The 14761-nt window shown below is 41.9% G+C and carries 14 protein-coding genes; 10 read left to right on the forward strand and 4 right to left on the reverse strand.

Annotated features, from left to right (window positions below):
- Positions 1–870: a tRNA (5-methylaminomethyl-2-thiouridine)(34)-methyltransferase MnmC2 gene (mnmC2, locus tag LEPBI_RS04620; RefSeq protein WP_012387949.1), complete on the reverse strand. Its 870-nt coding sequence runs from the start codon at positions 868–870 to the stop codon at positions 1–3.
- Positions 871–931: 61 nt separating this feature from the next.
- On the opposite strand from mnmC2, the gene flhF reads away from it, so the two are divergent.
- The 9 genes from flhF (at position 932) to LEPBI_RS04665 (ending at position 8701) form a co-directional block, all read left to right on the forward strand.
- Positions 932–2287, forward strand: coding sequence for a flagellar biosynthesis GTPase FlhF (gene flhF, locus LEPBI_RS04625; RefSeq protein ID WP_012387950.1), 1356 nt, complete (start codon positions 932–934; stop codon positions 2285–2287).
- A gap of 34 nt (positions 2288–2321) precedes the next feature.
- A complete protein-coding gene (locus LEPBI_RS04630) occupies positions 2322–3245 on the forward strand; it encodes a MinD/ParA family protein (RefSeq protein ID WP_012387951.1) in 924 nt (307 codons plus the stop codon).
- Entirely contained in the window at positions 3246–3719 is a 474-nt protein-coding gene (locus LEPBI_RS04635; RefSeq protein WP_012387952.1) for a hypothetical protein, read from the forward strand.
- Positions 3720–3816: 97 nt separating this feature from the next.
- Entirely contained in the window at positions 3817–4617 is an 801-nt protein-coding gene (gene whiG, locus LEPBI_RS04640) for an RNA polymerase sigma factor WhiG (RefSeq protein ID WP_012387953.1), read from the forward strand.
- A gap of 6 nt (positions 4618–4623) precedes the next feature.
- Positions 4624–6615, forward strand: coding sequence for a FapA family protein (locus tag LEPBI_RS04645; protein ID WP_012387954.1), 1992 nt, complete (start codon positions 4624–4626; stop codon positions 6613–6615).
- 11 nt (positions 6616–6626) lie between these two features.
- Positions 6627–6917, forward strand: a complete 291-nt coding sequence (locus LEPBI_RS04650) for a hypothetical protein (RefSeq protein ID WP_012387955.1) — start codon at positions 6627–6629, stop codon at positions 6915–6917.
- Between the two features lie 45 nt (positions 6918–6962).
- On the forward strand, positions 6963–7844 hold the full coding sequence (locus LEPBI_RS04655; protein ID WP_012387956.1) for a hypothetical protein: 882 nt from the start codon (positions 6963–6965) through the stop codon (positions 7842–7844).
- A 12-nt stretch (positions 7845–7856) separates the two neighbouring features.
- On the forward strand, positions 7857–8141 hold the full coding sequence (locus tag LEPBI_RS04660) for a DUF370 domain-containing protein (RefSeq protein ID WP_012387957.1): 285 nt from the start codon (positions 7857–7859) through the stop codon (positions 8139–8141).
- Positions 8138–8701 carry a guanylate kinase gene (locus LEPBI_RS04665; protein WP_012387958.1) on the forward strand — a complete coding sequence of 188 codons (564 nt, stop codon included), beginning with the start codon at positions 8138–8140 and terminating at the stop codon, positions 8699–8701. Before LEPBI_RS04660 ends, LEPBI_RS04665 begins: the two co-directional genes overlap by 4 nt.
- 70 nt (positions 8702–8771) lie before the next feature.
- Here the strand turns inward: LEPBI_RS04665 and LEPBI_RS04670 are convergent, their stop codons facing one another.
- Together LEPBI_RS04670 and fliJ are read right to left on the reverse strand one after the other, a co-directional pair.
- Positions 8772–9422, reverse strand: coding sequence for a periplasmic-type flagellar collar protein FlbB (locus tag LEPBI_RS04670; protein ID WP_012387959.1), 651 nt, complete (start codon positions 9420–9422; stop codon positions 8772–8774).
- Positions 9422–10021 (reverse strand): flagellar export protein FliJ, encoded by a 600-nt coding sequence (fliJ, locus tag LEPBI_RS04675; RefSeq protein ID WP_012387960.1) that lies wholly within the window; start codon positions 10019–10021, stop codon positions 9422–9424. Before fliJ ends, LEPBI_RS04670 begins: the two co-directional genes overlap by 1 nt.
- 82 nt (positions 10022–10103) lie before the next feature.
- On the opposite strand from fliJ, the gene LEPBI_RS04680 reads away from it, so the two are divergent.
- Entirely contained in the window at positions 10104–13250 is a 3147-nt protein-coding gene (locus LEPBI_RS04680; RefSeq protein ID WP_041769964.1) for a SpoIIE family protein phosphatase, read from the forward strand.
- Positions 13251–13347: 97 nt separating this feature from the next.
- On the opposite strand, the gene LEPBI_RS04685 is transcribed toward LEPBI_RS04680, so the two are convergent.
- Positions 13348–14712 carry a FliI/YscN family ATPase gene (locus LEPBI_RS04685; RefSeq protein WP_012387962.1) on the reverse strand — a complete coding sequence of 455 codons (1365 nt, stop codon included), beginning with the start codon at positions 14710–14712 and terminating at the stop codon, positions 13348–13350.
- Between the last annotated feature and the right edge of the window lie 49 nt (positions 14713–14761).

Raw genomic sequence — 14761 nt, forward strand, 5'->3', positions numbered from 1 at the left:
TTACAGTAGAACTCCTGTTAACATTTCTCTCTTCTTCCCAAACCCTTTTTGTTTTTGTACAAAAAATCCCAATGATTCTAAATTCCTTCGAATGAATCCCGCTGCTGTAAAGGTAGAAAACCGAGTGCCTTTCTTAGAATGGATTCGGATTTGTGAAAGTGTTTCAGGTGACCACATATTTGGGTTTTTATTCGGAGAAAATCCATCCAAATACCAAAAGTCGATCTTGGGAAAAAGTTCCAAACATTCCAATACATCTCCTAAATACAAAGTTAGGGTAAATGTCGTTTGGGGGTTTGGGGATTTCTGGTGGGGGATTTGGACCTTCCAAATCATATCGTTTGCATCCAAGTTCCAACGTTTCCTTTGTTCGGTATAGGATTCTTGCAAAGCTTCCGTCCATAAAGGTTTCCCCGGAAAGGAAAGATTCAGGGAGTGTAATATTTCACTCGGTAAAGGGAACCCTTCTAAGCTTACGAAATGGACCGAAGGTGGGTCATTGATCCTTTGCCAATGGTCTAAGGTCACAAAGAAATTCAGTCCCGTCCCAAATCCAAGTTCACCAATCTGGATTTGGCTGATTTCCTTCTTTGAGAAGGCTTCTGGGATGCGGTTTCCTTCCAGAAACACATACTTTGATTCTTCCCAACCGCCTTCCTTCGAAAAGTACACATCATCATAGTGCAAAGAGACAGGGACTCCTTCCTGCAATACTATCTTGGCTTCGGTTCGCATTGGATCCATTGATCGTGATCTCACTTCCCAGATACCAAGATGGTGAAAGGGAGAGGGGAGGGAAACGGATTCTCTTTTAACCAATGGGAAAAAGGAAATCCTGACACCCTTCTTGGCAAATTTATTATGTCTCATAAAAAAGGCTTTCCAAATAGAGGGTACCCTTCATATTTTTCCCAGGTTTGGGGGAGATTCTATGGATTTTGTGAAAATCCGAGGCAAAGACTTACAAGACTGCATCATGCAGATGAAAATGAAGTATGGCCCTGAGGCTCATTTGTATGACCAACGAGTGATCACCGAAGGGGGACTCTTTGGAACCGGTCTTATGGCACAACGCATGTATGAAATTGATGTGGGTGTTCCTGAAAAACAAAATTCCAAAGAAAGAATTGAACGAAAACTCAAAGACCTCAAAGAACTCATCAAACAAAAACAAAGGACAGAATCACATCCTGAATCTGGTCTCGTTGGAGTGGGAATCCCCTCACATTCTTCCCACTCGGTAAATCTTTCGAACGCAAATACTTACACGGGACGTAAAAAAAACATTGAATCGGTCCGTCCTTTTTCCGAACGAAAACGAAGACAAACTTCCGCTATTTACGAAATTGAATCCTTTGAAGAAAGGCCCGTGGGTTTATCTCTCGCCGAAGCGAAAGAATCCTTTCTTGAATCCATTCCCGAAAGAACAATCAGTCCCAAAGAAAAACACCCTCACATCCAAAAGCTCATCGATCGACTGTTACGTGAAGGATTTTCTGAATCGTATCTAGAAGAAATGGCAGTCACACTCGAACAAAGGTTATCTGCCGTGGATTTAACTCGTTATGCCAATGTGACCGACAAAGCGGTCACCTATTTAGAAGAACGGATCCAAGTGGACTCCGACCTTTTTAGTGGAACTCCTCGTGGAAAACGAAAGGTAGTTTTTTTTGTCGGGCCCACAGGTTCTGGCAAAACGACATCCATTGCGAAACTGGCAGCGAAATACAGTTTGCATATGGGGAAAAAAGTTTCTCTCTATACAACAGATAACTACCGCATTGCGGCCATTGACCAATTGAAATTTTATGCAGATGCGATGGGACTTCCTTTCTATGCAGCCAAAGACCTTCGCAAATGGAAAGAAACGATTCTACGTGATGGATCGGAACTCATCCTCGTTGATACCGCTGGATACTCACATCGTAAGTCAGAAAACTTGGAAAAACTTCAGGAATTCTACGAAGTCTTTGGGGAAAAGGATCATATTGAAACCATCTTAGTGCTTTCCTCCACGGTGGCAAAAGACAATGCCCTCGCAGTCACAAACGCGTATGAGTCGGTAGGTTATAAAAGAATTTTATTAACTAAGCTTGATGAAGCAGAATTTTTAGGTTCTGTCGTAGAATTAGCCGATACTATTCACAGGGAATTCGCATTCTTAAGTGTAGGGCAGGATGTTCCGTTTGATATCCTAAATGCCACCAAAAAAATCCTTGCCGAATGTGTAATTTTTCCTGAAAAATTGAAAGGGATAGCGGGCGAAGTCTTCGAGAAGACTGTGTAAAGGAGCCTCGTTATCCTGATACCTAGGGGTAACGATGGACCAAGCAGCAAATCTTAGAAAGTTAACAGAAACTGGCACCGGATTGAAACTCGTCCAACCTCAGGATGCTGCAAAAAAGACCAAAATCATTGCAGTGGCTTCTGGAAAGGGAGGGGTGGGTAAAAGTACAGTCTCTGTCAATTTAGCCATCTCCATTGCCAAAACTGGTCTCAAAGTCCTCATCTTCGATGGTGACTTGGGTCTTGCCAATGTCAACGTCCTCCTTGGGATCATTCCGAAATACAATTTATACCATGTCGTCAAAGGCCATAAGTCCTTAAAAGACATCGTGATCTCCACTCCTGAAGGGGTAGACATCATTGCAGGTGCCTCTGGGTATTCCCAACTTGCCAATCTCAATGAAACACAACGAAACAATCTCATCAAAGGGTTTGCGGAACTGGATCGTTATGATGTGATGATCATTGATACGGGTGCTGGGATCTCTGCCAATGTGATTGGACTTGTGATGCCTGCTGATGAAGTGGTGGTTGTCACAACCCCAGAGCCCACTTCCATTACCGACTCCTATGGTCTGATTAAATCCATTGTCTCTCAATCCAAAGACAAAAACCTAAAGATCATCGTAAACCGTGTGCGTTCTGCCATTGAAGGCAAAAAAGTCGCCGACCGTGTGATCGATATCTCGGGCCAATTTTTAGAAGTCCAAGTGGAAAACTTAGGATTTATCTTTCAAGATGAAGAAGTGGAAAAATCCATTCGGGAACAAAAACCATTCATCATTGGAGCCCCTCGATCCAAAGCAGCCGCATGCCTTACAAGAATCACTCACACCCTCTTACAAACAGAAGGTGGTTTTGATGATGAAGAAGGTCTCACTGGATTTTTTAAGAAGTTCTTCAGCTTTGTGGACTTCAAAGAAAAAGAAATGGAATCCAGAATGGAGGAAGACAACTAAGTGCTCATCGGATTTGTACTGGGATTTGCAATCCTTGGGGCCATCATAAGCGCCGTCTGTGGATTTTTAGTAGGAAACCGCATTGGTTATATTTTCTTTGTCTCGCTGATCTCGACATTTGCGTTTGGTGGACTTGGGTTTGGAATTTTTAGTGTCCTGCAAAAGAAAGTCCCTGAATTTTTAGAGTTTTTATCCACATTTTCCATTGGTGGTTTTGGTGGAGAAGGTCATGCAGATGACTTTGATCACGACCATGCCGGTATGGAATCTTCTTCGGCAACGGGAACTTCCTCTGATGACTATGGAGTGCAACCGATGGGTGACGCTGCCATGGATGCCAAACTTGCGATGGCGAAGTCAGGTAAATTTGGAGACCATATCATAGTGGATAAAATTGCGATCAAAAACGAGCCAAAACTCATGGCCGAGGCCATTCGCACCATGATGGCAAAGGATGACCCACAAGAGGGCTGAAAAATTACTGTTTTTAGAGGACATAAGAAAAAATCCTCTTGTAATTTTCATTTCTTTACGATTTATAAAGTAAAGAGATCCCGTACCCTGGTTCCCAATGTCAAGATTGCTAGACAAATACAATCAGTTTGATGAGACAGATCTTTGGAAACAATACCGTGTCAAAAAGGACGCGGAAATCCGAAGTTATCTTGTTGAAAAATATTCACCTCTCGTCAAACACGTGGCCGGGCGGATTGCGATCGGAATGCCACAAAATGTGGAATTTGAAGACCTCGTCAGTTATGGCGTCTTTGGTCTGTTAGATGCCATTGAAAAGTTTGACCCTTCCCGCGAAATTAAATTCAAAACCTATGCGATGACTCGTATCCGTGGGTCCATCTTTGATGAACTCCGCAGTGTGGATTGGATCCCAAGGTCCATCCGCCAAAAGGCAAAACAACTCGAAAACATCATTGCCATGCTTGAGAACAAAGAGGGCAAAAAAGTCGATGATGAAGAGATTGCCAAAGAACTTGGCGTCTCCATGGAAGAATACAATTCCCTCCTTGCCAAACTCTCTGGAACCTCACTTGTTTCACTGAATGACATTTGGTTTCTCGGAGATGAGAACGATGAAGTTTCCTTTATGGAAACATTAGAGTCTCCGATGAATATGAACCCAGACAATATCATCGAAAAAGAAGAAATCAAAAACGTCATTGTCGAAGCCATCCAGTCATTGCCTGAAAAGGAAAAAAAAGTCATCGTCCTCTATTACTATGAAGACCTGACCTTAAAAGAGATTGGGGAAGTATTGGAAGTCACAGAATCACGTATCTCTCAACTCCACACCAAAGCTGTCGCAAGGCTTCGTAGCAAACTTTCCAAAGTCAAATCAGCGATCCAAAAAAGGTAATCGGCCATGTCTCTCACGGAATTTCTTACAGAGGAACTAAAAGAGTTCGATCGTAAGGAAAAAGAACAAGTGGAAGTCATTGCCGATACCATCGAAGAGTGTTTGGCAATTGCTTCGAGTCACCTTGGTCGTAAGGTCCACGAAATCGATTATACAGTTTTAAAACGTGGGAAAAAATCCTTATTTTTTTCAGAACCATACCATATCCGAGCCTCAGTCATCCCTGATGATATGTTACTTGATGAACTCAGTTTGTTGGATGAGCACCTAACAGGCGGTAGTGGAAAATTAGTTTCCAAAGAATTAAAAGACCTTGTCACACCGAAAAATAAAGACGGCCGAGTGGTTGTCAAAATTTACAGAACGGGTGTGTTTTTAACTGTTTACCCTCCTTCAGGTGAAGGCCTTGAGATGGCGATGGCGGATGTTTCCAAAAAACTTTCGTTTCGCGGTGTTGCGGGAGTCGATCAAAATCTCATCAATAAAATCCTCAAAGAGAAAAAAGGGGAACCAGTCCTCATTTCCAACCAAAAACCAAAACCAGGCAATGACTCCAGTTGTAATGTGGAGATTGCACAGGAAAATATGCGTGCCTTTGTCACCGTATTCCCCGCAAGACCTGGTGGTCGTGACTTAGAAGTTTCCGACATCGTAGCCGCTCTGAAAGGGATGGGTGTGGCGCATGGACTCAAAGAAGATGATATCCGAAAAGCATTAGATGAGGAAGTTCAAAATAAACCATTCATAGGGGCTGAAGGTGATTTCCCAGTGAATGGGAAAAATGCAGAAATCAAATACTATGTCCGCACTGAGAAAAAAATCAATTTCAAAGAGGACCAATCGGGTCGTGTGGATTACAAAGATTTGGATATGATCGAAAACGTTGTCGTAGGACAATTGTTAGCCGAGAAGATCCCTGCCGAAAAAGGAAAGTTTGGACGAAATTTGTTTGGTATGGTGTTACCTGCCAAAGACGGACTCGATACCGAACTCAAACAAGGAAAAGGAACCATTCTTTCCGAAGACAAAATGCGACTCACTGCTGAGGTCAATGGACAGGTGTTATACGCTGCGGGAAGGCTCTCTGTGGAGACCGTCTACCGTATCAATGGAGATGTAGGAGTTAGGACAGGAAATGTTACCTTCCTTGGTTCCATCATCATCACAGGAAACGTGGAAGACAATTACTCTGTCAAAGCCGCAGGCAATATTGAAATTTATGGAACAGTCCAAAAAGCCATTGTGGAAGCTGATGGTGACATCATTGTGCGCCAAGGGGTCACTGGCCGCGAAGAGGCACGGATTGAGTCCACTGGTGGGAACATAGTCGCTAAGTTCATCCAGAATGCGACCTGCATCACAGAAAAAGACATCATTGTCCAAGAAGGGATCTTACATTCCCATTTGATGGCTGGGGGTAAAATTTCCTGTAAAGGGAAACGGGGCCAAATTGTAGGGGGAACCATCCAAGCAGCCCAACTCATCTCGGCTAAGATCATCGGTTCCCAGGCAAACCCACAAACCGACCTCATCGTAGGAAATAATCCTAAAATTTTGAAACAGATCAGTGAGTTTGAAGAGAAAAAGAAAGAAAACCAAGACAAACTCGACCAACTCACAAAAACCATGCGCACCCTAAAAGCGCGTAAGGATGCTGATCCTGCCAGTTTCACTGCCGAACAAGATGCTCATTTGCAGAAATTGGAAGCAGGGACCAAAAAACTCGAAAAACGGATCGCCGAAGCCACAAAAGACATCCAAACCCTCACTGAATATATGGACGAACAGGCCGCCACAGGTCGCATTTCGGTCGAAAAGACCATTTTCCCAGGAGTTACCATCCGGATCCGCAATGCGGAGTTCAAACTGCGCCATGAGACGAAAGCCAAGACCTTTTATGAAGAAGAGTCCCAGGTACGTAGTGCGCCTTACGAAGACCCAGATGAAACAAAAAATGACTGGAGAAAAAAGAGAGGGCGTGGTAAGTCTAAGAACTAGGAGGGAGCCAGATGATACTCAACGAAAACTTTGCCAGTATCGCCCACCACTACGATTTTGCACGTAGGGCTCAGGCTGAAAATCCCTTCACCCACCAAAACCAGGTGGTGGAATTGCAAAAGGTTGTGATCCAAACACAAAACCGAGCCCAAACAGTACCTGACACGAAATCAGGGTACCAGGGTTCGGCGGCAAAACCGAAACAAGACAAAGAAAATTCGGTATTTGCTTATTCCAAAGAGGGGATTATTTACAATCGACCTAGTTTGGATCGTGGATCTCGTTTTGATTCAAAAGCTTAATTTTTTCTACGGAATGTTGTTGGAAATGTTCTTTAGGAGAAACATATGGAGCTTTTTTCTCTCGTATTAATCAATTTATTATTCTGTGGGATGATGTATGTCTTCATCTCAGTCAAAGTTCAAAAAGCGGTTAGCGAATACTATGATAAAAAACTGAATCGGGCCATCGACCTCGCCACACAAGAAACCATACGCGAGTTAGATGCCACGGTCACCATTATTGAATCAAAGATGGTCGCTTTACGTTCGATGATGGAAAAAGGGGAGGCTTTGGTAAAAGAATTCAAACATTACCAGAACCAAGGGATGTCCATGAAATCGGAGTTAGTTTCCGAAGCGCCACCCATTGAGAAAGAAGAACCAATACTCGATATCAAAGAACAAAGAACAGGGATCGGAAAAATTTACCAAGCAAACCAAATCCCCGTTCCTTTGGATGAAGCGGAAACAACGGAAGGGGCAGTGAACCAAGCCTTTGGAAAATTGGGTAAAGCAGTCAAAGGAATGTTGGGAATGGAAACATTGAATTCTCCATCTAAAGAGGCATTCGACAATGTTGAGGTTCCAACGTTCCAACCTAAGATGAATTATACGGTAGGTGGGAATCCTTTCACAGAAGAAAAACCTACCGAAGCCATTCGAAATGAAATGGTAGAAGGAACAAAAAAACGAGACTTCCTAAATGAAGTTTCAAAAGCAAATGATCCTGCTTTTGCTTCCTACCAAAGGATGAATTTGGACAAAGTGGAATTTTCGATTGAATCTGCTTTGGAAGAATTACCAACATCGGCGACAAAAATTGATAAAGTTGTCCACCTCATCAAAAAAGGATACAAACACGACGAAATCTCCGAAGCTATGAATATAGGAATCCATGAAATTCATTTGATCGAAACGATTCGACTTGATCGATCCAGAAGAATCTAAAAATATGTTTCCATGTCTTCGTTTCCGGTTCTCAATGTAGGATTCTCGAATGTTGTCTTTGTTTCGAAGATTCTGACCATTTTACTGGCAGACTCCGCGGGAGCAAAACGACTGAGAACAGAAGCAAAATCAGAAAATCGATTGATTGATGCGACTTGTGGTCGTAAAACTAGATCGGTTCTCGTCTTGGAATCAGGCCATATCCTCCTCTCTGCGATTCGACCAGAAAGTTTGTCCAAACGATTGGAAACAGGGGACAACCACATTGGAGAAGGGGAAGAGGAGTCGGAAGATTGAAAGCTGTCCCGAATTTATATATCATTTCCTCGGTGGCTGGTGGTGGGAAATCGACCATCATCCAAGCACTCTTAAAAGAAAACCCTGAGTTTTATTTTTCGATCTCGTGTACAACACGTGACCCAAGGCCTGGGGATGAGGAAGGAAAAACATATTACTTTTTAACCATACCTGAATTCCAAAAAAAAATTGCCGATGGTGAATTTTACGAATGGGCTGAAGTCCATGGCAATTATTACGGAACACCAAAGGCTCCCATTTTAGATGCCATAAAGGAACACCGAGTGGCACTTATGGATTTAGATGTCCAAGGAGCCAAATCAGTCAAACAACTAAGGCCTGAGTCGGTTACCATTTTTATCGAACCACCAAGCCGGGAAATTTGGATTGAGAGACTCATCAGACGAGGGACGGATTCCAAAACGAGTATCGAAAAACGGATAGAAAATGGGATCATCGAATTAGATGAAGCACCTAGCTTTGATTATGTGGTCATAAATGATCGCTTAGAAGATGCCATTACTGAAGTAAAGGCCATCCTTTGTGGAACCAAATCATAAGAATCAATTCATAATTCTGATTTGGGACATCGTATCACTTGGATCAATACCGATGTAAAAACACTTTCTCTTACGGCTCTTCGTTTTCCTCATCGATACTTTTGCCGTAGCTGGGAACATTTTTAGCACCGGCATCCAACCATTTGTTGGATATTACGGACCTTCGTTCTGCAGGGAATAAGGTGAGTAAGTAGGTTGTAATGGTTTGCCTTCCTTCTTCTTCTGCATCTTTGTCCATTTGTTCAAAGACCTCAATGATGTCATAATCAGGCCAGTTGATGAGCATGTCTCTTGCCGATTCAGGTGGCATGTTAGCCACTTTGTTTGCGAGTACTTTTACTTTTTCAGCGCGAGCATTTTCTTTTTTGGCTTTTTCAGCCATTTCTTTTTCTTTTCTTTGGATTCCTTCTTTAAGTTCCTCTAACCGTTCTTTATCGGCGTTGAGGGAGGAAGATTTTTCTTCTAACTCACGTTTCATTTGTTCCAACTCTTCGCGGTCAGCAATCAGTCTTTCTTTTGCTTTTTCCATTTCCAGTTTTTCCAATTCGGTTGGAGAAAGTAGGTCTTGGTTCACAAGGCCTGCTTGTTTTTTTAGGAAGGGTAAGTAGTCTTCAGCGTTTATGACTTGGAAGTAGTCAAAAACAAAAAATCCAATTGCGATAAGGAAAAAAATTAATACAATCAAAAAGAAGGATCTTGTGTTGTCTGTTACGCTTGCCATTATGGTTTGCCTTGTCCTAAATAATATTTTTCATAAAAATCGCGGAGAGTTTTAAAATCAGATGCGAGTTCGTCTCCACCATCTTCTCTGTTTAAAATTTTGAAAGTTCTTGGGATTTTTTTGGAATGTTTTGAGCCGTAACTTTCTAAAGAATCAAATAATGTTTGTTTGCTTAATTGGAAATTGAATTCTTCTACTTCCCTTCGTTCCATACGATTTCGTTTTTTTTTCCATTCTAAAAAACGTTTGTCTTTTAAGACTTCGATGACTTTTTTATTCATCCTTGCCACCATCACATCTTTCCGAACTAAATTGACCTCTTCTGTTTGGTTTTGAATTCTATGGTCTAATTCTTCGTTACGTCGGATGAGGCCTTTGATGTATTGTTCGATGGAAAGGTAGTCTGATAAACTGGTTCCCACTTGGGCAGAAGAAAGGATGGCATCGTAAGATGATTGGATTTCTGTTTCGTTATTTTCTTTTTCGGAAATGAGAGCATTCAGTTTGGAAACCACAAGGGACAGACGGCGGATCTCTTCCTCTTCCTTCATGCCTCGTAGTTTTAAAACCGTTTCCAAACTAAACCGAAATCGTTTCACAGCTGTCTATTTCTTCGATTCTAAATAATTTTTGTACTCTTTTTTACTCGTATTTTTAAAAAAATACGTAAAACTTGGAATATTGTCCCATAAATACTTACAACTGATTGTTTTGCTTTGGAGCCAGGTTTTAGGCTCCTTTTCCCCCGTCTTTGCCACTCCATTGCATGAGCTCGTGGAAAAAAGTGGCGGAAACCCCATGCATTTGGAAGGGGACTGGGAGTTTTACCCCCGCCAATTTTTATCCGAGTCAGAAAGAAGAGACTTCCCCTTCCAACACCTAACTGTCCCTGGAATTTGGAACTCGGTGCTTGGATCGGGGGAAGGGTATGGAACCTACCGACTCGTTTTGCAAAGACCGAAGAATTTAGAAAACGACCAAGTCTTCGGGATCAAAATTTTGGATGTGGCGACTGCCTCTCGGGTGTATTGGAATGGGAAATTTCTTGGAAGTTCCGGTGTTGTCTCAAAATCGAAAGACCAATCAGACCCGTCTTATGAATTCCAACTTTACCCACTGCCTTGGCAAGAAGGTCCAAACGAACTATTGATTGAAATATCCAATTTCCAACATTCCAAAGGAGGGATGTGGGAGCCGCCTTACATAGGTGAGTGGGATCAATTGTATAAGGAAAGCGAAGCTGATCTGGCTTCTTCCCTTTTCCTTGCGGGATCTGTTTTCATCATAGCTCTCTATCATTTTGGACTTTTTTATTTTCGCCGTACTGACAGGGGCAATTTATTATTTGGTTTTGCTGCATTACTTTTAGCACTCAGGACTTTATTCACTGGGGAACGATTTGTATTCAATGAACTGGCACCGATCCTCAGTTGGAATGTATGTTTACGGATTGAATACTTTACGTTTTATCTCTCCCCATATCTCTTCTTTACATTTTTTAGAGGTTTTTACCCGGATTATTATCCTAAGTGGATGCATCGCTCCCTTCTTTTTCCGACTTTAGTTTTCATTTCATTTTTACTTTTTTTACCAACACAAATTTATCCAGAACTCAATAGTTATTACCAAATAGTATTTTTGTTTGGAATCCTAATGATCTTACAAGGTGTCTTCCGTGCTGCTTACCACAGAAAGGAAAGTGGGTTTTTGTTTTTGGTTGGAATCTCGACTGTGGCAATTGCCGCTTTCGTAGATTTGTTAAACGCAAATCAAATTTTTTATTCCGTGGAAGCGATTCCGATTGGGATCTTTGTTTTTATCTTGGTACAATCTTTGACCTTGTCTCGCAGGTTCAGCCGTGCCTTTTCAGAAGTGGAGACTCTTTCCAAACGATTACTTGCGTTAGACAAACTCAAAGATGAATTTTTAGCCAATACTTCACATGAATTAAAAACTCCACTGAATGGGATCATTGGAATCGCAGAATCGATGTTTGATGGGATAGGTGGAAAACTCAACCAAGAACAAAGGCAAAATTTAGGAATGATTGTGAGTTCCGGGAAACGATTGTCTTCTCTTGTGGATGATATCTTAGATTTTTCCAAAATGAAAAATAGAGATCTGGATTTGGATCTGAAGGCAATCGATCTCCACCAAATCTGTGACTTTGTCCTTGTGATCTCAAGGCCACTGTATGTGACAAAAAATCTCACGGTAAGAAACAATGTCCCAATCGATTTTCCTCCGATTTTAGGGGATGAAGCAAGGCTCCAACAAATCCTATTCAATATCATTGGAAATGCCATTAAGTTTACGGAAAAAGGCCGAATTGACGTAAGTGCTGAAATCATCGAAAAAATGGCTGTGATTTCCATTCGTGATACGGGAATTGGAATTCCCAAAGATAAGTTTGGTGATATCTTTCGATCTTTTGAACAAGTGGATGCCTCCACCACACGAAAGTTTGGTGGAACAGGGCTTGGCCTTGCCATCTCCAAACGTTTGGTGGAACTGCACGGAGGTAATATTTGGGTAGAGTCCACACCCGCTGAAGGTTCTATGTTTTCCTTTTCTCTTCCACTGGCGCGAGAAGGGGAAATCCCAATGGAAAAACCACAATTGAAAAAGTCGGAAATGTGGTTTGGTGGGGATAATTTTGAATTTGAGCCGATCGAAGAAACACAAGAGGAATTAGAAGGTGAAAAATTAAGAGTCATTGTTGTCGATGATGAGCCAATCAACAGGCAAGTTTTAAAAAATCATTTAACTCTCATTGGGTGTGAAGTCAGGGAAGCGGCCAATGGTGTGGATGCAATCCGACTTGTTCGAGATGAAGGCCCTTTTGAACTAATGGTATTGGATATCATGATGCCTGGTATGAGCGGATATGATGTTTGTACTGTATTACGTGAGTCTTATTCCTTATACCAACTTCCCATTTTGTTTTTAACTGCTAAAAATCAAATTGCTGACATCATTGCCGCGCTCGAAGCGGGTGGAAATGATTACCTAGCAAAACCTTTCGACAAACGAGAGTTAATTTCTCGTGCAAAAAACCTGATCACTCTTAAAAAAGCAGTCGAAGAACAAAATAAATTCATCGCCATCCAAAACGAATTGGGTTTAGCAAGAAAACTCCAATATTCGATTCTCCCTGAGGAAGCACCGAATGTTGTTGGGATCAAAACAGAATTTTATTATGAACCAATGGATAGTATTGGTGGAGATTTTTTTGATTTCCATGCAATTTCGGAAACAGAGTTAGGTGTTCTCATTGCAGACGTATCGGGTCATGGAATCCCAGCGGCCCTTGTGTCTGCCATGTTAAAGATCGCTTTTTCCACGCAAGTACGACTTGCCAAAGAACCTTCTCAACTTTTGAACCAAATCAATTCGACTCTCCTTGGTAAAATGAAAGGTGCCTTTGTCACAGCATCCTATGTGTACATCAATTTAGAAACAAAGGAAATGATACATGCAAGGTGTGGCCATCCTCCGCTCATCATCAATCGGCGCGGTGAATCGAAGGCAAAACTCAGCATCCCACAAGGAAAGCTGATTGGTTGGATCCCAGAGCTTGACATCCAAGAAGACCGAATTTCCATCCGATCAGGGGATCGAATTGTATTGTATACGGATGGAATCACTGAAGCAACCAATGCCAATCGAGAGATGATCGGACAAGATAATTGGGAATCCATGTCACATCGGTATAGTGGATATCCGCTGACAGAATCCAAACGGTTGTTACTCGAAACAATCAAAGAGTTTACTGGGAATCGATCACCTGATGATGACGTGACACTTGTGATCCTAGAAATTGAATGAGCAACGCTTCATTTGAGTTTTTTTAGAGATGGACTTCGATTCAAAAAATTATTTCAAATTTTTTCGAGTGGAATGGTAGATGAAAATTCTAGGGATACTAAAATTCGTCATCCATACGTGAGGAAGATTGTAAAATTTGTTCCAATCGTTTGATGGCTTCGTTATAGGAAGATTTTTCTTCAATCCTTTGTCTTAAGTAATCATCGATTTGAGATTTTTTGTCGATGGCCATATCTATTTTTTCATCAGCACCTCTTACATAGGCATTGAGTAAGATAATATCCTCTGAGTTTTTGTACTTGGAGATGAGTTCTCGCACGATGGAGGCCCGCATATAGTGATCTTCATTTACAATTTTTTGCATGAGCCTTGAGAGAGAGGCGGGAACATCAATTGCTGGGTAATGGCTTTGTTCGGCGAGTTTTCTTGTGAGAACAATATGCCCGTCGATAAATCCTCTCACCTTATCGGCAACAATATCATCCATATCATCTTCGGCATCAGTTAAAACAGTATAAAATCCTGTAATGGAACCTCCGTTATGTGAAGTTCCAGCACGTTCCACAAGTTTTGCCATTTTTGAAAATACACTGGAGGCATACCCTTTGGTCACTACAGGTTCTCCGATCGACAATTCACGTAAGGCTTCGGCATACCTTGTGAGGGAATCCATATACAAATTCACTGACATTCCTTTCTCACGAAAGTATTCTGCAGCGGAACAAGCTAAGTTCGCACAACTCACTTGTTCCATTTTAGAGGAATCGGATGTGGCTACAAATACAACAGACCTTGCCAATGCTTCTTTTCCCAGTTCTACGTGGAGGAATTCGTTTACTTCACGGCCCCTTTCACCGATGAGAGCCACAACGTTGACATCGGCATTCGTATAACGCGCGATCATTCCTAGTAAACTGGATTTACCAACACCAGATCCAGAAAAAATCCCAATCCTTTGCCCGCGTCCAACCGTTAACATCCCATCTATGGCACGAACTCCCGTTTCTAATATATCCGTGATGGGAGGTCGATCCAAAGGATTTAAAAATCTTGGTTCGGAAGCTCTTTCTTCTTTTGTGATGAGGATCCCTTTGTTATCGATGGGTTTACCGAGTCCATTTAGCACACGACCGAGAAGTTCAGGACCAGCATTCAAAGTGATCTGACGTCCCGAAGAAAACACAAAGGCATGAGGAAATATTTCTTGTGTATCACCTAATGGCATTAAGGTGTATAAGTGATCTTTGAACCCAACAAGGACGCAAGCCAAATAACCTTTGTCAGACCCTCTTTCGACTTCTAAAATTTCCCCAACTTTGGAATCAGGGGGACCTTGTGAATAAATGACGTTTCCCACAACAGAAACAACGACCCCACTTTTGCGGATGGGTTCGATTTTTTCGACGACATTCAGGTATTTTGAAATGGCGTCGATATGTTCTGTGAATTTTTTTTCGATCATGGGGTCTTTTCACTCATCCAATCATGTGACATAATTAAATCAAGCGAAT

Origin of the sequence: Leptospira biflexa serovar Patoc strain 'Patoc 1 (Paris)' (assembly GCF_000017685.1) — a bacterium.
Lineage (GTDB): Bacteria > Spirochaetota > Leptospiria > Leptospirales > Leptospiraceae > Leptospira_A > Leptospira_A biflexa.